The sequence below is a fragment of the Alcaligenes endophyticus genome, from assembly GCF_026344035.1.
GTDB classification, from domain to species: Bacteria; Pseudomonadota; Gammaproteobacteria; order Burkholderiales; family Burkholderiaceae_B; genus Alcaligenes; species Alcaligenes endophyticus.
Window position 1 is genome coordinate 200,440 of sequence record NZ_JAPKND010000004.1, and the last position, 18,203, is coordinate 218,642.

The following is an 18,203-nucleotide window of genomic DNA, read 5'->3' on the forward strand; positions in this document are numbered from 1 at the left end:
AGAGGAGCACAATAATGCAACTTAAACAATTACTAGCCTGTACGGCACTCGTAGCGGGTTCCACCCTCACCGCTGCTGTCCATGCAAATTCTGTCCTACCGAACAAGCAAATTTCGTTGGTAGTGGGTTTTGTGGCCGGTGGAGCCGCCGACGCCTCAGCCCGCCTGATTGCCCAAAAGCTCAGTCAAAACATAGGCCAAAGTGTCGTCATTATTAACAAGCCCGGTGCAGGTGGAAACATCGCTCACCAGTATGTAGCGCAAGGCCCTAGCGATGGCAGCATGCTCTTGTTAGGTTCGGTAGGTCCCCTCACCATCTCCCCGCATCTGATTGATGTCAGCTACGACCCATTCAAAGACATACAAGCTATTTCTGGAGGCGTGAACTTCCCCAATGTGCTGGTCGTACACAAAGGTGCGGGTATTAACACCTTAAAAGACTTTCTTGATCAAGCGCGCTCCAATGCAGGCGAGATTGAATATGCCTCATCAGGCTTTGGCGCCGCCTCACATATGGCAGGCGAACTTCTAAATATGGAAGCCTCGGTGGAAATGGTACACGTGCCCTATAAAGGGGGCGCGCAGGCCATGCAAGACTTATTGGGTGAGCGCGTTATGTCTTATTTCGCTGCGCCTCCCACAGCAATGCCCTATGTGGCCGAAGGCATGTTAATTCCATTAGCCACCACAGGGTTAGAACGACCTGCTTACCTTCCCAACATCCCTACCGTGGCAGAATCGGGCTACCCAGGGTTTGAGGCGCTCAACTGGTATTCCTTCGCGGCTCCTGGCAAGACTCCCGAACCTATACTAGAAAGCTGGAACGAAGAAATCGTCAAAGTACTGAACGATCCAGAAATCATCAACAAACTTACCGAATTCGGCATGACGCCACAACCCACCACCCGCCAAGAGTTCATTGACTACACCCGCCAAGAGTATGAGAAATGGGGAAAGATCATCAAAGAGCGTAATTTGAAAAAGCCGTAATCACTGCTGGTTTTTGCCTCGTTACCCAGCAACACTTCAGCGCTAAGTAGCGAGGCGTCAAGTCACCACTAAACCCACGCACCTAATAATCAAAGCACCGATACTACAAAATGTGCGCGGCGACGGAAAAGAAGTGGGAGGTAGTGCCCATGAGGACAAAAAGATGCCAAACACCGTGGGCGTGCTTGACTCTGCTTGAAACTCGGTAAAACAAGGTCCCGACGGTATACAGAACCGCCCCCGAGAGCAAGAGTACAAAGGACCTGTTGCCAAGTACCTCCCACTCTAGAAACACCGAAAAAACAGCCAGCCAACCAAGACCTATATATAGCCATACCGATGGCACGGCTCCCTTCTTGGAACGAAGCTCCAGCCCTACCCCAAGTGCCGCAAGCGTCCACAGACCTGATATTGATACCCAAGACATCCAATCCATTCTGGAGCTGACGATAAACGGGGTGGCCGTACCAGCGATCAACAAATAGATTGAGCAGTGATCAAGCCGTTGCCATCGTGTTTTAATGGGTCCTAGGCTACTGTGATAGAGCGTGGACGCCAAATACAGCAACACTAGGGTCAAACCGAAAATAGCCGCACCCACTACGCAGGCATCATTTCCTGTGTTGATCACTTCACCCAACAGCCATGCCGTACCCAGCACAGCCAGGATTAACCCAAACAGGTGGCTGAAGCTATTAAAACGCTCACCCTCATACATAGGCGTTCCCTTTTATTAAAACAATAGTAGATCACGCTAGTGGGAAGCTTTGATGACAAGCGATCACCAAGTAGAAGCGAAAGCCCTCGGATAGAATAGATGGGAAAAATCAGGCTCTGCTAAAAAGTTACTACCCCACACAACTGGGGCATATCCACTTGGCTGCCTTGAGTATGCTCTATATGCGTACAATATTATGGATTACCTATCAAGTTGCTCTCTGGTAAGAACAACGTAAGGGGCAGGCACTGCCCGAAATTTCACCAATACCCCCCAGTACGACCACAAGAGTTCTATAAGCAGTTAATTGAATGAATAAAACAGACCTATCCTCGCACACCCCCATGATGCAGCAATACTTGCGCTTAAAAGCCGAAGCGGGCTCGCATTTGCTGTTTTATCGTATGGGCGATTTCTATGAGATGTTTTATGAGGATGCAGAGCGAGGAGCCCGACTATTAAATTTAAACCTTACTAAGCGTGGTACCTCAAACGGCGAACCTATCCCTATGGCAGGTGTCCCCTTCCATGCTATGGAGGGATATTTATCGCGCTTAGTGGCCTTGGGCGAGTCCATCGCTATCTGCGAACAAGTCGGTGACCCCGCTACCAGCAAAGGCCCTGTGGAGCGAAAAATCGTACGTATTGTCACTCCGGGCACCTTAACTGACGATGCTCTCTTGCCACCTAAAGCAGACCGCATGATTGCCGCTTTTGTTACGGCTCGGCAACAGCGTCAAGAAAAAGCAGGTATTGCTTGGATGAACCTAGCCAGTGGCGAATTTCTAGTCTGTGAGTGCACGCTAGAAATGTTAGACAATGAGCTACATCGTATTGCACCGGCAGAATTGTTGTACCCCGAAAGCTATCGACCCGCACCAGAGATTGGACACACCAGCAGTCACACCCTACCAGATTGGCATTTTGCGGCCGACGGCGCACAGCAAACCTTACTTGAACACTTCAACGTAGACAGCCTAAGCAGTTTTGGCTTAGAGCATCTTCCCGTTGCGGTGCAAGCGGCAGGCGCCCTATTGCGCTATGTAGGTACTACCCAAGCACAAGCGCTAAAGCACATCACTGCATTACGGGTCGAGCACGGTTCTGACTTTGTCATACTGGATGCGGTCACCCGTAAAAACTTAGAAATTACGGAAACTATTAGCGGTGAAACTAGCCCATGCCTATACTCCATCCTAGACCACTGCCAAACCCCCATGGGCAGTCGCCTACTACGTCGTTGGTTACACCACCCTTTACGCCATAACGGCACGGTGCAACAACGCCAAGACACGATTACCGCCCTAATCCAAGCCCAACAAACGGGTGCCTTAAACGCAACCCCCGTACTAGAACAGCTACGCCAAGCCTTAAATCGCTACCCTGACCTAGAGCGTATGGCAACACGCATTTCTTTGGCTAGCGTTCGCCCCCGCGAGTTAGCCAGTCTACGTGATGCTCTAGCCGCATTACCCAGCTTACAAGCGTTGTTAAATCAGTACTTTGAGTCAGCACAGATCTTAGATGACTATAAACAGCGCTTGGCACTCAGCCCCGATCTAGAGCTGCTACTAGGTGCGGCTATCACCGCTGAGCCCTCACTTATGATTCGAGACGGAGGGGTGATTGCCGATGGCTATGATGCAGAGTTAGACGAGCTGCGCAGCTTGGCTAACGACAGCGGCGACTTCTTATTACGCATAGAAGCGCGTGAGCGCGAACGCACTGGCATCGCCACACTACGCGTGGAATATAATCGGGTGCATGGGTTTTTTATCGAGGTCAGCCGTGGACAAGCCGATAAAGTACCGGATGACTATCGTCGACGCCAAACGCTCAAAAATGCCGAGCGCTTTATCACCCCTGAGCTTAAAGAATGGGAAGACAAAGTTCTTTCTGCCCGCGACCGTAGCCTAAGCCGTGAAAAACTCCTATTCGAAGATCTATTAGCCCAACTGCAAGCCTTTGCTGCTGGTTTATCAATATGCGCCAGTGCGCTGGCCGAGCTAGATGCCTTAGCCAGTTTGGCACATCATGCGTTAGACCATAACTGGGTAGCACCGGAACTCCTAGAGGGCACAGGCATCTGGATACAAGCAGGCCGCCACCCCGTGGTGGAACGCAGCATAGAACGATTTACCCCTAACCACTGCGAGCTCCATACTGAACGCCGCATGTTGTTAATTACGGGCCCTAACATGGGTGGTAAATCAACCTATATGCGTCAAATTGCACTCATTGCTTTGTTAGCACGCATAGGTAGTTACGTGCCGGCGCGCCATGCTCGCATAGGACAAATTGACCGTATTTTTACCCGCATCGGGGCAGCGGACGATTTAGCAGGGGGACGCTCCACCTTCATGATGGAGATGACAGAAGCCGCGGCTATTTTGGCGGCGGCTACAGAGTACAGCTTAGTGCTCATGGACGAAATTGGGCGCGGTACATCAACCTACGACGGGCTCGCTCTGGCGTGGTCTATCGCTCAGCGCTTACTCACGCATAATCAATCCTTAAGTCTATTTGCCACCCACTATTTTGAAATTACCCGCCTGCCCAATGAACAAGCCACTGCGGTCAACGTACATTTAGCCGCAGCAGAATCCCCCAGTGGCATCGTGTTCCTGCACGAAGTTCAAGAGGGTCCTGCCAGTCGCAGTTATGGTATTCAGGTGGCCCAACGCGCAGGTATTCCCGCGGCGGTAATTCGTCAAGCCAGTCGAGAACTAGCTCGCCTAGAAGCGCAAAACGATCCTAGCTCACAACTAGACTTATTTAATGCCGGTAGTGCACCAGAGCTTGCCCCAGAGCTAAACGCCCGCGAGGAAGCGGCACTAGAGCTATACCAACGTCTGGAGCAGCTAGACATTGATGAGCTCAGTCCACGTGCCGCACTGGATCTGCTCTACCAATGGCGTAAAGCACAACATTCGTAAGCCACATAATGGCTAGGGCCCGCCCTAGCCAAGCCTAGACATACCACCCGTGTACTATTTACGCCACTGCAGCACTTGCTCATCACTAGGCTGCACGCTAGCACCATCGATATAACGAATATCGACCATTTTCCCATCTTGCAAACGACCAAGATAGGCGCCCATTGTCGACTGGTGGTCACTCTCGCGGTACTGTATTGGACCAAATGGGGTACTCAGTTCTAAGCCTTTAAAAGCCTCTATCAACGCCGCATCCTCTGTACTGCCTGCCTTAGTAATTCCTGCGGCTAGGGACTGTATAGTGGCGTACCCAATAATAGAGCCTAATCGGGGATGATCCTTATACTTATCTTGATAGGCCTGCAAAAAGGCCTGATGCTCTGGTGTATCAATCGCATACCAGGGGTACCCCGTCACCACCCAGTCCTGCGGAGCCTCTTTGCGTAAAGGGTCTAGGTACTCAGGCTCACCGGTTAACATACTGACTACCGGCAAACCGTCAAAGAAACGGCGCTGATTTCCCGCCCTCACAAAACGCAATAAGTCAGTGGCGAATAGTACATTAAACATCGCCTCTGGCTTAGCCTCGGCTAGGGCATTGACCACACTTCCTGCATCGATCTTGCCTAAGGGCGTGGCTTGTTCCACGACAAACTCAACATCAGGTTGTGCTTGCTGCAACATACTTTTAAAGGTGTTGACGGCAGATTGTCCATACTCATAATTCGGATACACAATCGCCCAACGTTTTTTATTTAACTTCACCGCTTCCGGAATTAGCATGGCCACTTGCATATACGTGGACGTACGCAGCCTAAAAGTATAGGGATTCGCATCGTCCCATACCAACTTATTAGTTAATGGCTCACTGGCCAAGAAGAAACGTTTTTTATGCGCGGCTAAATCAGCAACAGCCAAACCTATATGGGACAAAAACGTGCCTGTTAGAACATCTACCTGCTCGCGCGCCCATAGATCCTCTGCCACCAATACCGCATCACTGGGATTACCATTATCATCGCGAATCACTAATTGCAAAGGCCTGCCCAACACTCCTCCGCCAGCATTAATTTGCTCTACAGCCAGTTCCATCGCTTTACGATATGGCTCCAGAAAAGCCGCCTGCGCTTTATAACTATTTAGCTCCCCAATTTTAATAGGCTTTACCGGTTCAGCTAAAGCAACCCCGCCACCTAGCAGCACAGCAGATAGGGAAAAACTGACATACAATCGTTGGACACTCAACATAGGGATGGCCCCAAAAAAGTAATGTTAACCAATATACTCCATATGAGCATATTATTCGAGAACCACTCCCTCTGTCAGAGGTTTTTCTGCTCTGTCGCTAATCTACCATGCGTACTTTAATTTATACCTTTATTCCCACTGCACTGCTCATGCTCACGGCTTTTAGGCTGATTTTTTCAGTTTGGCAATGGCAACGTGTTAAGCAGGCTGGCGGTTTGGTCCCTGTATTACTAGGCGGCTTACGCATCGACTTATTGATGATCGCGGCGATTATAGCGCCTGTAGTATTGTTAGCCCCCTGGATAGGTCACTGGCCCTGGGCAGTCACCATAAGTGCAATATGGTTTACCTTCGCTTGGTTCCTGCTCGTGCTTTTAGAGGTCTCTACCCCACAATTTATTATTGAGTACGACACGCGTCCCAACCGCTTATATGTGGATTATCTTAAGCACCCACAAGAGGTGATGGGTATGCTTTGGAAGGGTTACAAGCTGATGCTGCTGGTTGCCATACTAGCCCTGACCGCCATCGTGTGGGGGGGATGGAGTCTATTTGGCACCATAGCAGCGGATCAATCTATGGGATTATGGTGGCGCCCCGTGTGGATGATAGTTGCCATGGCGCTGTGCACCCTAGCTATTCGTGGCACGCTAGCCCATCGACCCATTAACCCCTCTACAGTGGCATGGTGTGGCGACAGCATGGTCAACACCCTACCGCTAAACTCGCTGTATAACGTGGCATACGCCATTTACAGTATGAAAAACGAACGTTCCGCCGAAGACGTATACGGTGGCATGCCAACTGAAACCATGCAAAATATAGTGCGTGAGTGTGCAAATATACCTGCAGGCCCTGACCATCTGCCTACCCTACATCAGCAAACTGCACAAAAAAAACATGCACGTCCGCTCAATCTAGTGTTGATTGTGCAGGAAAGCTTAGGAGCGCAATATGTGGGCGCCTTAAGTGGTGCAGGCCTTACCCCCGAATTCGACAAGCTCAGCGAGCAAGGCTGGCACTTTCGCCAAGCCTACGCCACTGGCACCCGCTCGGTGCGCGGCTTAGAGGCCATCAGTGCAGGCTTTCCACCTACTTTGGCGGATGCCGTATTACGTCTTCCTGGTTCACAAAGCCAATTCTTTACTTTGGCTCAACTACTGAAACAATTTAATTATCGTTCGCGCTTTATCTATGGCGGCGAAGCCCATTTTGATAATATGAAAAGTTTCTTCTTGGGCAATGGCTTTGACGAACTGCACGATCTTCCCAGCTTTGAAAATCCTGCCTTTGTAGGCACTTGGGGGGCTAGCGATGAAGATATGTTCAACAAGCTACATCAACTACTTGAACAAGATCAAGAACAAAACCAAACCTCCCTTACCCTGGCATTTTCGGTTAGCAACCACTCTCCATGGGAATACCCAGCAGGTCGTATTGAGGCTCAAGGAGACCCAGCCACCGTCCAAAATACCGTGCGTTATGCTGACTGGGCTATTGGGGATTTTTTTCGCAAAGCTCAACAAGCTGACTACTGGGAAAACACCGTCTTCTTAGTCGTCGCCGATCACGACTCACGCGTAGGAGGCGCCAGCTTAGTACCTATCCGCCACTTTCATATTCCCGCCCTAATTTTAGGAGGCAGTGTGGAAGCTCGCCAAGACGAACGTATTATTAGTCAGATCGATCTCCCCCCCACTTTGTTGTCCCTGATTGGCATCAGCAGTGAGCATCCCATGATTGGTAAAGACCTTTGCCTGCCCTTTGCTCCCGAGCACGCCTATGGCCGCGCGATGATGCAATACAACGAAAACTACGGCTACCTAAAAGGTGATCAATTACTGGTTTTAGCTCCTCACCATGAGCCTGAACAGTATCAATACGTGGCTCCAGACAGCTACACGCCAGTGCCGATTGATCAGCAACTTAGCCAAGAAGCGCTTGCCCACGTCCTTTGGCCCGCTTGGGCTTACCACCAAAGAGCCTATTCGTTACCGCATTTACAAACAAAAAACACGGCCTACTCACCAAGCTAGATACTTGCTAAACCACCCTAGCAATGCTACTATTTACGTCTTTGCCAGTCGGGGCGTAGCGCAGCCTGGTAGCGCATCTGGTTTGGGACCAGAGGGTCGTAGGTTCGAATCCTATCGCCCCGACCATTTACTGAAAAGCCATGCATCGCATGGCTTTTTTGTTACCTAGGCCTGATGAGCATTAAGCTGTAACAGCGTGCTTTCCTAAACGTCTTGGCTCTGCTAACCACGCACGATACACATGCAAACCGGTGTTGTTGGCCTGCTCTAAGGCTTGATACCAGCTCGCTTGGGCCTCACTGTTTTGATGAGTTGCATCAAGGATGTCTGCCCGTAGACATAAAATTTCTGGCCACATCAGTACTGAGTCTCGCTCCCTACTAATTTTTTCAGCACGCGCCAAACATACTAAGGCTTGCTCATAGTTTTGCCGCTGTACGTAGCAACGCGCTACCACGCATAAAAACGCATCTAACCCTAAGGGCATGTTTTGTTCAAAAGCGGGCAGCAACTCACTGACTTTGGGCAATACCGACTGCGCGTCAAACCCTGTGTCATGCGTCAATAAACTATATGTTTGTAGCACTGCCTCCCAGATACTACCTTTAAACGACGGGGGCAGTAGAGACAATAAATGGCGGCTGTACTCCCCTGCCTGTTTTAACTGATTAGTCAAATACAGACCACGCAAAAAGTGTATTTCACAAATCATAGACGAAACAGGCGATGCGGCTGTCTGCCGCGCAAGCGTTATGGCTTTTTGTAGAGGCTTCAGCTCATTAGCCCCTTTTAACACCCGCACTAAACCCAGCAAGCTATGGGCCAGAGCGGGAGAATGCAAACCTAACGTTCGACTTATATCAGGCGCTCCCGGAGTATAATCGAGCAGCTCGATTGCCTCGCAAAGCCGTTGTTCTGCTGGCAAGGGACTACCTCGCCAAAACCAATACTGCGCCTCTGCATACAACCCCCAACCAAACCACACACTGTGGCGACTTTTCCAAGCCTGTTTCTGCAGGTGGCGAGATAAACTTAAGCCAGTATTCAACTCACCCGCCCCGTGCGCCACCACCCAACGCCCCCATATTAAAGGTAGCTCTGCTTCAGGAGTCACTGGCAACTCCGATGCTCGCTCATACGCCTGGACTGCTTCGAAGCAAGCAGGCCCCTGATGGCTAATACCCAAACTCGCTTGAGTCAAGTGTGCCTCGTACTCAAACTGGCGCCGCAGAGTGATATCTTTCATATACTGCAAGCTTTGCAAAGCGTTCGATAAATGCTCGGCTGCTTGCGGCAAATCTCCCAAGCCCAATGCATTGTCAACCGCTTTATGCCACCACACTAGCGCTTCCGAGCTTTGCGCCTGCAACAAGCACTGAGCCACCTCGGCCGCATCGTAATCATGCTGAATCAAATAGTTGGCAAGCATCCCGTAAAGCTCTTGACGATCTGCCTTCGTCATAATTTGACGTGCAGCGTTGCTCATAACCTGATCGCACTCCACCTTTCCGTGGCTATTGCTTAACAAGCCATAGGCTAACAAGCGTTCCTGCATAGACTGTTGTTGCGCCAGATCTACGCCTTGCATTTGGGCGAATGCTTGGGGGGTACCTTTGTCCCACAACGCCCACAAATAAAAGCAAGACCGTACCTCAGGCGCTAACATTGCCAATTTATACAACAACATATCGGCTACCCTAGGCAAATAATTAAGTGGTAAACCTAAACGCAGCAAATGCAACATAGCTTCCAAATAAGCTGGCCGGCCCCTACTGTGCGTACTCAAATACCATTTATCTTCGGAGCTACATTTCAAGGTTCGCACACTGGCTTGCACATACTTTTGTGTATCTAGCTCATTTAACGCAGGTAAACGCAACGCGACACACTCCGGGGGCAAAGGCAACTCTTTCCGAGACAAAAACAATATCATCGCCTGGCTATGGCCTTGTTCAAACGCCGACCACACAGCATGTATAAACTTAATATCCTGTGCCCGTAACGGATTTATATTGTCTAACACTACCAATAATGGGCACGTAGATTCGAGCTGCTGTAATACTTGCAACACTCTGACCAAACCAAACTTCTGCCCAGCACCCGTAAGCGCCTGCTCGCGCTTACACCATTGGTTTTTTACTGCCTGCATATCCTGCTCGCTAAAACCTAACGTAGTAGCGATTAAGCAAGAATCAACGGTATAGCTCGGAGGCAATGCCCCCTTATTTGTGTCAAAAAATTCCGCCACCTGTTCTTGTAGCTCAAGCCAGCTTATAGCATCCAAATTTAGCTTGACCACCCGCGCTGTATCGCGGGCAGCATACTGACTCAAAGCCGCCGCCAAACGCGTTTTCCCCACTCCATACGGTGCATGTATTTGCACCCCTACAACTGTTTGACGCTCACGGCTTGCCTTCCATTGCGCAATTAAATATTCAAACTCAGTTAACCGCCCTATCAATGCCGACTCAACTTTTGCCGCTGCGTCGACTACCCGGTACACCGTCTTTCCTGCTCGTACACAACGCTCAACCGCCCGCTGCGGCAGACGAGCAGCGGCTTGCGTACTCAGTAATATTTCCCCATGCTCAGCCAACCACACTAATGGTGTTAACACTTGCCCCAGCAAACCATTAAAATTGCTTTGAAAATCGCCATTCAGCAGTACCAAATTAACGTGTATGGCTATACCTATTTTCACCGACTCGGGTGTTTTATACGTGCTGACTTGCTCGGCCAATAACCAAGCTTGCTCCACAGGGTCCTCAAGCTGCTTCGGATAACCAAAATGCACGAAGATCGTTGAGCCTGCATGCTGATTGACCCATCCTCCACATTTAGCAGCCTCTTCAACTATCTGTTCCTGCCATAGCTGCAAGAAAATACGAGCCTCCTCGGGCTCTGCATCATCCTCCCACCAAGTAGAGTCCTTTTGAGCGGCTACATTATCATCCCAAGAAAGCGCAAAAGCCACCGTTGCGACTGCTCGGTACATCGAGGTATCAGTGTGTTTCATTAAGCACTCTGTACCACCTACCGCAGTTTGTAACAACGCCTGAGTTTCAATTGAAGGAGCGCGCCCTTTGTGCTGGTATAGCCACCAACTGCAATACCTATACGCTTGCTGTGCCTTTTCAGAGTGGCCCAGCAAAAGCAAAATCCGTATAACAAAACGATGATAGTGCTCCTCGTTCGGCCTATTTTGCAACCAATTCTGGGCCTTCACTAAGGCGGGTAACAACTCACCGTTCTCAAGTGAATGCTCTATGTATTCCGTGCGATAGCGTAAAAGCTCCTGCTCCCACGCCTCTTGCCAAGGTTGCCGCCACGCCTGAAACTCTTGATGTAGCGGCAACTTCAAACCAGCGAGAAACGGTGACTCATCCAACATCACGCTACGCAGCTCTACAGACTCCCCATATCTGTCTAATAGGGACAATAAATCAACTTTCAACTGCTCTGCTTGCAAACTCACCCCACACGCGGTGCCAACCAAGCAGCCACTATGCTCACCTAACGCTTGACGTAAAGTATGCAGTGCATGACGCAAACGAGCCAAGCCTTTAACACGTGGTAAATCAGGCCAGAACAACGCCGCTAGTTTATCTCGGGATACCGCTTTACCCTGCGCCAGACACAACACCACCACAAGGAGCTTGACCTTATCGTAACTCAATAAATCAGTGCAATTTTGCTGGCCTACGGTCAAACTAAAGCGGCCTAAAACTTGTAATGTAATCACGGATAATGCGCCATCTTTCGTGGCGATAATGAGTAGTTATTGTCTCAATAATGTAGCAGCACCATAACGTAAGAAAATACGCTAAATCGCTCACTGCCCACCCAACAGTATAGGCAGACTAATATAAAACAAAGCGCAATAGGCAATATAAGCAGCTTATCTCTAAAAAAAGTAAGGACCTGTAAAAGAAAGATTTGCACCCAGCACTTTTGAGCTTGCTTTATTACTACAAAAAGTGCTATTATTCTTTTCTTCGGGGCGTAGCGCAGCCTGGTAGCGCATCTGGTTTGGGACCAGAGGGTCGTAGGTTCGAATCCTATCGCCCCGACCATATTTAAAAAAAATCCATACACTACCTAGTGTGTGGATTTTTTTTGTCTTTTTCACTTACTGCCTAAGCTGATTACTCTTGCCATCACCGGCTCTATAAGCTTTACAATCTAAGCAAATCAAGTTGCTAAGGTGCTGTATGTTGAATCAAGAAGACTTGGGTCGCCTATTGCTACGATTGACCGTAGGCATACTCTTACTACTACACGGTATTGCCAAAATCCGCTTTGGTATTAGCGGCATAGAAAAAATGGTGGTCGCACAAGGCCTACCATCGATGCTCGCTTGGGGGGTCTACGTTGGCGAGGTAGTGGCGCCACTGTTATTGATTCTAGGCACGTATGCTCGGTTAGGGGGCCTGTTGGCAGCCGTCAATATGGTGGCGGCACTTATTTTGGCCCACTGGAACCAGTTTGGTTCGTTCAGCGCTCAGGGAACGTGGGCCTTAGAATTGCCCATGCTTTTTTTGGTTGGTGCCATAAGCTGTGCGTTGTTGGGGCCAGGGCGATACAGCATAGGCGCGGCCGGGCGCTGGAACTAAAGTGTCTAGGTCATCACTGGCAGATACAAGCGTATGCATAACCCTCCGCGGCAGGACCGCTCTGCTTGTAATTGCCCATGGTAACTTTGCACCAGTTCACTTACGATATCCAAGCCCAACCCAAAACCGGGATGACGCTCATCAAGTCGTTGTCCTCGTCTAAAAATTCGCTCGAGATGCTCATCCGCCAGTCCGGGGCCATCGTCTTCTACCCTAATTTGTACCCTATTTTGCATCACGCCAACATGGCACCACACCCTGTTTTCAGCCCATTTACAAGCATTATCTAGCAAGTTGCCAACCATCTCTTGTAAATCCTGCTCCTCGCCACGAAATATTAGTCCCAAATCATCCTGCTCCAACACGAGCTCTATGGGAGGGTAAATTTTTTCCATGACGCGGCATAAAGAAGTGATGACAGGGTATATAGGAGTACGCACTCCCACTGTGCGCACTGCGCTTGCCCGTGCACGACTCAAATGGTGATCCACTTGTCGCTGTGCGGCTGTCACCTGCTCTTGGACTAAGGCCGCCAGGCCAGGCTCGTTAACACGTGCCGCATTAGCCAAGATACTCAACGGAGTTTTTAGGGCATGCGCCAAGTTTCCAGCTTGCGCCCTTGCTCGCTCTACCATCTCATCATTGGCTTTCAATACAGCGTTAAAATCCTCTACCAATGGCTGCACCTCAGAGGGGAAATGCCCCTGCATGGTACGTGAATGCCCTTGCTGCACCTCCAGTAAGCGCGCCCGTAAAGTGCGCAAGGGATACAAGCTTAAAAACAATTGCAATAAGGCCGCTACAACCAAACCCAGCACCAGGCCGCCCAACGACCACAGCAAAATACGATGCAAACGCTCTAAAGGTTGGGCGACCAAACGTACATCCCCTGCTACCGTAATTAGCAAGCGTTGTCCTTGTTCATCAACGTCTTCCAACTCTTGACTCAACGACAACAAGGCTTGATGCTCTGGACCTAACAAAGTGTCTGTTAGTACGCCTAACGTTGGTAGCTCAGTCTCTAACGCTTCATCCCAAAGCGACGTAGAACGCAACACCACTCGCCAGCCCGCGGGCTCACTCAAAGCAATTTGCCAGTACATGCCCGAATAAGGCTGCTCAAATAAGGGATTGCTTAAGCGGGATTGCAAAACCAAATTATCCAGATCATCCAGATTGATATCAGCCATAATCTGGTCAATATGCGTTTGCAACGTCATCTCAAACTGACGATATACATGGTCCTGAAAAAGACGATATAAGCCGAACCCCGCCACCGAGACAAGCAATACTATCCACGTCAGGGTTCCCAGCAACAAACGACCTTGTAAAGACTTAGGCCATAACGTTAGGTATTGCTTTTTCATGCTTGAGGATCAACTAGCTTATAGCCCAACCCACGAACGGTTTCTATATAACTGGCGGGAAACTTTTTCCGCAGACGGCCAATAAACACTTCAATGGTATTAGAGTCCCGCTCGAAATCTTGGGCATATAAGTGTTCCGTCAAGTCAGCACGAGAAAACACCTTTCCCGGATGATGCATTAAAAATGCTAACAATCGGTACTCGTGGCTCGTCAGACTCAACGCTGTGCCAGCATAAGTCACTTGGTTGCTACTGGTATCCAAAGTCAATTGCCCTAGTTTTAACTGTGCGGAGACCTGCCCTGCAGCCCGCCGCAACAATGCTCGTAGGCGGGCCATTAACTCTTCCATATGAAAAGGCTTAGCTAAATAATCGTCAGCACCGGCATCAATCCCAGCCACTTTTTCGTGCCATTCGCTACGTGCCGTTAGAACGAGTACCGGCAACGCTACACCTGCCGCGCGCCATTGGCGTAACACCGACAAACCATCTAGTCCAGGCAGGCCCAAGTCTAGAATCGCCGCATCATAGACTTGCTCAGCGCCCTGGTACAAGGCCTCAGGGCCCTCAGCAACGTGTTGCACCACATATTCAGCACGCTCCAATGCAGACTTAAGCTGCTCCGCTAACACAGGCTCATCTTCTACTAACAATATACGCATAACCCTCAATGTCCTTTCTTAGATTTATGGCGACCACGCACACGCAACACCTCTGCTGTTAACGCATCCACTTTTAGACGTAGCAATATTTTATCTTCCTGCAGCATACGAATGTCATACACCCAGACATGGAAATGGGGATCAAAATGAAACTGCACGCGCAATATACGTCCCGGATATTGAGGGTATAGATGCTGCAAAATTTGTCGTAAAGGTTTAGCTTCACCACGACGAACGGCTTCAATCGCTTGCTCGTGCCCGCGATACGCAGGCTCGGAGAAGGGAGAGTCGAGTGACTTATCGGATGAGGTGGTCAACCGCGAAGGAGCATCAACCTGCGCCCAATGGACGTGAGCCGACGGCCTAAACGGATAAAACTGTTCTGTGCCTAACGACGTTATTGTCCAAGCAGCGGACTGAGCATGCAACGAGCCCCACTGTGCCATCAACAAGCATACCCCCACCCCCCATACACGTGCATAGCCGCACATCATTTCCTCCCAGCATGAGACAACACCATAAGCTTTATATAGCAAGGTCCAGATGAACGAAAGATGAACGGGCACTTCAGCATCGGTTCAGACTCAGTCCTGCACAATGGCATCAGCTTAACGCAAATCGTTGTTTCAACGCACGGAGTTTTAAATGAACGCAAAACACATACTGAGCAGTATCACTCTAAGTTTGGGCCTATTAGGCGCCACATCCACATGGGCCCAAGATGCCGTCAAACCAGCCGTTCCAACCGAGCAGACACAAGCCCCTAGGGCTGAACGTAATCATCAACGACTCACTGCAGAACAGATTCAAGATATTGGCCCTGTCTACGAGCAATTAAAGAAAGACGGCTACACAAAGGTAGGTAGCATTAAACAAGGCCGTCAAGGAGTAGTAGTGACCGTAGTCAACACAGAGGGTCAGGTACTACGCTTGAAGCAAGAGGCTGGCAAAACTGGGTTTACCGTCTGGGAGCACAAAAAAGACGATAGGCGTCAACGCCGGCATCATCGTAAAGACAAGCCCCAGCAAAACCCCGAACACGCTAATCAGTCATAATAGCTAATCCACCTAAGATCGAATTGCCGAAACCCAAATACGGTTTCGGCTACCCCTGATTTATACGTATAGGTTTCACTTCAGAAGCGCTATACCATATATAAATTCAGAAGAAACGACCTCAAGGTGCATCTATGCTTGACCCCAGCTTGGACTACCAAAATAATCAACAACAATTTCACTGGTCCATCCCCACGTACTACAACATCGCTCACGACGTCTGTGATAAGTGGGCCGATGGCTCTGACAAACTGGCTCTTATCCAAGAAGACGATAACGGTCATACCCACTATTACAGCTTTGATCAGTTAAAATCTTGGTCAGACCACTTTGCAAACGCCTTACTAGCAAAGGGCATCAGCCAAGGCGACCGCGTAGGTATATTGCTGGCTCAGGGCTTAGAGACCGCCATCGCTCACTTGGCCGTCTATAAAATCGGCGCTATCGCCATGCCTTTATTCTCTTTGTTTGGCTATGATGCCCTACAGCACAGATTAAAAGACTCAGGCGCTATAGCACTGATTACCGACCCACACGGTCTGGAAAAAATCACCCCCATTCATGCCCAGTTAACCGCCCTGCAGCATATTTACTGTGTAGGGCCTAAACACGACGCTCTGCTGTCCACTTCAGATTTTTGGGAAAGCATTCACGATGCAAAGCCTGATAGCCCAAGTACGCCACCAACTAAAGCGGAAGACCCTGCCCTATTGATTTACACCTCGGGCACTACGGGTTCAGCCAAAGGTGCTCTGCATGCCCACCGCGTCTTACTCGGACACTTGCCCGGTGTAGAGATGTCTCATAACTTTCTCCCTAATCAAGCAGAGCTTATGTGGACGCCTGCAGATTGGGCATGGATCGGAGGTCTACTCGATGTACTGCTACCTGCTTGGCATCATGGAATTCCGGTACTGGCGCACCGTTTTAAAAAATTCACCCCCGAGGCCGCCTGCGAACTAATGGCCAAACACGGGGTTAGTCATACGTTTTTACCCCCTACCGCCCTTAAAGCTCTGCGCCATTTACGTGGCATTAAACAGCGCTGGCCATTAAAGCTACGCTCTATTGCTAGTGGCGGCGAGTCATTAGGGGTGGAACTATTGCAATGGGCTAAAACAGAGCTTGGCATAACGATTAACGAGTTCTACGGCCAAACAGAATGCAATATGATTGTATCGTCCTGCTCAGCTTGGTTCCCTAATCGGCAAGGCATCATGGGAAAAGCAGTGCCTGGGCACGATGTGCAAATTGTTGACGAGCAAGGGCATCCACTACCTGTTGGACACGAAGGAAATATTGCCGTACGCCGCCCCGATCCCGTAATGTTTCTTGGTTACTGGAATCAAGCACAGGCTACAGCGCAAAAGTTCGTCGGTGATTTTTTACTAACCGGTGACCGCGGTGTGCAAGATGACGAAGGTTATCTGCGCTTCGTCGGCCGGGCGGACGATGTAATTACCAGCGCGGGCTATCGCATTGGCCCTGGCCCGATAGAAGACTCTTTACTGGCCCATTCTGCCGTCGCACTTGCCGCGGTTGTCGGAGTACCCGACCCTGAACGCACCGAACTAGTAAAAGCAGTTGTAGTGCTGAAGCCTGGCTATCAGCCCAGCCCTGAACTCGTTACAGATATACAAAATCATGTACGTGAGCGTGTTGCTGCACATGAATACCCACGTATTGTAGAGTTCAGAGACAGCCTGCCCATGACAACCACGGGCAAGCTTATTCGACATGCTTTGCGCGATGCCGAGTCTTAACACGGAGTACCGTTTAACCGAAGCGTCCAGTAATGTAATCTTCGGTTTCTTTCCGACTAGGTTTCACGAAAATCTGGTCGGTTTCGCCAAACTCCATGAGTTCGCCTAAATACATATAAGCGGTGTAATCAGAACAGCGCGCCGCTTGCTGCATATTATGCGTAACAATAACGACGGTATAGTCGGTCTTGAGTTCAGCTATAAGCTCTTCAATTTTAGCCGTAGAGATAGGATCCAATGCCGAGCACGGTTCATCTAACAACAATACCTCGGGCTTAATAGCGACGCCACGAGCTATACACAAACGTTGTTGCTGACCACCGGACAAGCCATTACCGCTTTGGTGCAGCTTATCTTTCACCTCTCCCCATAGGGCGGCTTTAGTCAGTGCCCACTCAACACGCTCATCCATTTCGCCTTTACTTAGGCGCTCAAACAAACGCACCCCGAAAGCAACGTTATCATAAATACTCATGGGGAAAGGCGTAGGTTTTTGAAACACCATTCCTACTTTTGCTCGTATCAAGGAAATGTCTTGCTTAGAAGTCAGCAAGTCTTCGCCATCGAGCAAAATGTGGCCCTTTGCCGTCTGCCCAGGATAGAGTTCATACATGCGATTAAGGGTGCGCAACAAAGTAGACTTACCGCAACCGGAAGGTCCGATAAACGCAGTCACTTTATTTTCCTTAATCGACATATTGACATTCTTTAGAGCATGAAAATTGCCGTAATAAAAGTTTAAGTCTTTAATTTCTAGCTTAGTACGTACATCAGCAAAATTTATTGCAGTCATATTCATCAGCCCACAAGGGCGC

13 protein-coding genes and 2 tRNA genes are annotated in these 18,203 nt (G+C 49.6%); 8 read left to right on the top strand and 7 right to left on the bottom strand.

The window, feature by feature from the left end; genetic code table 11:
- Positions 1 to 14 precede the first annotated feature (14 nt).
- Positions 15 to 989 carry a Bug family tripartite tricarboxylate transporter substrate binding protein gene (locus tag OSH01_RS09320; RefSeq protein ID WP_266123820.1) on the top strand — a complete coding sequence of 325 codons (975 nt, stop codon included), beginning with the start codon at positions 15 to 17 and terminating at the stop codon, positions 987 to 989.
- 103 nt (positions 990 to 1,092) lie between these two features.
- Here OSH01_RS09320 and trhA read toward each other — a convergent pair whose 3' ends face one another.
- Complete coding sequence (trhA, locus tag OSH01_RS09325) at positions 1,093 to 1,707, bottom strand: PAQR family membrane homeostasis protein TrhA (RefSeq protein WP_266123821.1); 615 nt, start codon at positions 1,705 to 1,707, stop codon at positions 1,093 to 1,095.
- 311 nt (positions 1,708 to 2,018) lie between these two features.
- Here trhA and mutS point away from each other — a divergent pair, with 311 nt between their 5' ends.
- The gene (gene mutS, locus OSH01_RS09330; RefSeq protein WP_407652922.1) at positions 2,019 to 4,643 is read left to right on the top strand and encodes a DNA mismatch repair protein MutS; all 2,625 of its coding nucleotides are present in this window, start codon (positions 2,019 to 2,021) and stop codon (positions 4,641 to 4,643) included.
- Between the two features lie 54 nt (positions 4,644 to 4,697).
- Here the strand turns inward: mutS and OSH01_RS09335 are convergent, their stop codons facing one another.
- On the bottom strand, positions 4,698 to 5,891 hold the full coding sequence (locus OSH01_RS09335) for an ABC transporter substrate-binding protein (RefSeq protein WP_266123822.1): 1,194 nt from the start codon (positions 5,889 to 5,891) through the stop codon (positions 4,698 to 4,700).
- 107 nt (positions 5,892 to 5,998) lie between these two features.
- On the opposite strand from OSH01_RS09335, the gene OSH01_RS09340 reads away from it, so the two are divergent.
- Both OSH01_RS09340 and OSH01_RS09345 read left to right on the top strand, forming a co-directional pair.
- Positions 5,999 to 7,927, top strand: coding sequence for an LTA synthase family protein (locus OSH01_RS09340; RefSeq protein WP_266123823.1), 1,929 nt, complete (start codon positions 5,999 to 6,001; stop codon positions 7,925 to 7,927).
- Positions 7,928 to 7,976: 49 nt separating this feature from the next.
- A tRNA-Pro gene (locus OSH01_RS09345) sits at positions 7,977 to 8,053 on the top strand.
- A 55-nt stretch (positions 8,054 to 8,108) separates the two neighbouring features.
- Here OSH01_RS09345 and OSH01_RS09350 read toward each other — a convergent pair.
- Positions 8,109 to 11,669 (bottom strand): BTAD domain-containing putative transcriptional regulator, encoded by a 3,561-nt coding sequence (locus tag OSH01_RS09350; protein WP_266123824.1) that lies wholly within the window; start codon positions 11,667 to 11,669, stop codon positions 8,109 to 8,111.
- Between the two features lie 254 nt (positions 11,670 to 11,923).
- On the opposite strand from OSH01_RS09350, the gene OSH01_RS09355 reads away from it, so the two are divergent.
- Together OSH01_RS09355 and OSH01_RS09360 are read left to right on the top strand one after the other, a co-directional pair.
- Positions 11,924 to 12,000, top strand: a tRNA-Pro gene (locus tag OSH01_RS09355).
- 138 nt (positions 12,001 to 12,138) lie between these two features.
- Entirely contained in the window at positions 12,139 to 12,540 is a 402-nt protein-coding gene (locus tag OSH01_RS09360) for a DoxX family protein (protein ID WP_266123825.1), read from the top strand.
- A gap of 5 nt (positions 12,541 to 12,545) precedes the next feature.
- Here OSH01_RS09360 and OSH01_RS09365 read toward each other — a convergent pair whose 3' ends face one another.
- Genes OSH01_RS09365 through OSH01_RS09375 form a run of 3 tightly spaced genes read right to left on the bottom strand, consistent with a single transcriptional unit; the run spans position 12,546 to position 15,135 of the window.
- On the bottom strand, positions 12,546 to 13,907 hold the full coding sequence (locus OSH01_RS09365) for a sensor histidine kinase (RefSeq protein WP_266123826.1): 1,362 nt from the start codon (positions 13,905 to 13,907) through the stop codon (positions 12,546 to 12,548).
- Entirely contained in the window at positions 13,904 to 14,569 is a 666-nt protein-coding gene (locus OSH01_RS09370; protein ID WP_266123827.1) for a response regulator transcription factor, read from the bottom strand. Before OSH01_RS09370 ends, OSH01_RS09365 begins: the two co-directional genes overlap by 4 nt.
- 5 nt (positions 14,570 to 14,574) lie before the next feature.
- On the bottom strand, positions 14,575 to 15,135 hold the full coding sequence (locus OSH01_RS09375) for a PepSY domain-containing protein (protein WP_266123828.1): 561 nt from the start codon (positions 15,133 to 15,135) through the stop codon (positions 14,575 to 14,577).
- 79 nt (positions 15,136 to 15,214) lie between these two features.
- Between OSH01_RS09375 and OSH01_RS09380 the strand changes: the two genes are divergently transcribed.
- Positions 15,215 to 15,625, top strand: coding sequence for a hypothetical protein (locus OSH01_RS09380; protein WP_266123829.1), 411 nt, complete (start codon positions 15,215 to 15,217; stop codon positions 15,623 to 15,625).
- 134 nt (positions 15,626 to 15,759) lie between these two features.
- Positions 15,760 to 17,388, top strand: coding sequence for an acyl-CoA synthetase (locus OSH01_RS09385; protein ID WP_266123830.1), 1,629 nt, complete (start codon positions 15,760 to 15,762; stop codon positions 17,386 to 17,388).
- A gap of 13 nt (positions 17,389 to 17,401) precedes the next feature.
- On the opposite strand, the gene pstB is transcribed toward OSH01_RS09385, so the two are convergent.
- Positions 17,402 to 18,181 (bottom strand): phosphate ABC transporter ATP-binding protein PstB, encoded by a 780-nt coding sequence (pstB, locus tag OSH01_RS09390; RefSeq protein ID WP_376918075.1) that lies wholly within the window; start codon positions 18,179 to 18,181, stop codon positions 17,402 to 17,404.
- Positions 18,182 to 18,203: the final 22 nt, after the last annotated feature.

Bases quoted from the DNA above. Each gene is read 5' to 3' on its own strand.
- OSH01_RS09360 (WP_266123825.1), top strand. From the start codon at position 12,139: ATGTTGAATCAAGAAGACTTGGGTCGCCTATTGCTACGATTGACCGTA.
- OSH01_RS09365 (WP_266123826.1), bottom strand. From the start codon at position 13,907: ATGAAAAAGCAATACCTAACGTTATGGCCTAAGTCTTTACAAGGTCGT.
- OSH01_RS09370 (WP_266123827.1), bottom strand. From the start codon at position 14,569: ATGCGTATATTGTTAGTAGAAGATGAGCCTGTGTTAGCGGAGCAGCTT.
- OSH01_RS09340 (WP_266123823.1), top strand. From the start codon at position 5,999: ATGCGTACTTTAATTTATACCTTTATTCCCACTGCACTGCTCATGCTC.
- OSH01_RS09335 (WP_266123822.1), bottom strand. From the start codon at position 5,891: ATGTTGAGTGTCCAACGATTGTATGTCAGTTTTTCCCTATCTGCTGTG.
- OSH01_RS09380 (WP_266123829.1), top strand. From the start codon at position 15,215: ATGAACGCAAAACACATACTGAGCAGTATCACTCTAAGTTTGGGCCTA.
- mutS (WP_407652922.1), top strand. From the start codon at position 2,019: ATGAATAAAACAGACCTATCCTCGCACACCCCCATGATGCAGCAATAC.
- pstB (WP_376918075.1), bottom strand. From the start codon at position 18,181: ATGACTGCAATAAATTTTGCTGATGTACGTACTAAGCTAGAAATTAAA.
- OSH01_RS09320 (WP_266123820.1), top strand. From the start codon at position 15: ATGCAACTTAAACAATTACTAGCCTGTACGGCACTCGTAGCGGGTTCC.
- OSH01_RS09385 (WP_266123830.1), top strand. From the start codon at position 15,760: ATGCTTGACCCCAGCTTGGACTACCAAAATAATCAACAACAATTTCAC.
- trhA (WP_266123821.1), bottom strand. From the start codon at position 1,707: ATGTATGAGGGTGAGCGTTTTAATAGCTTCAGCCACCTGTTTGGGTTA.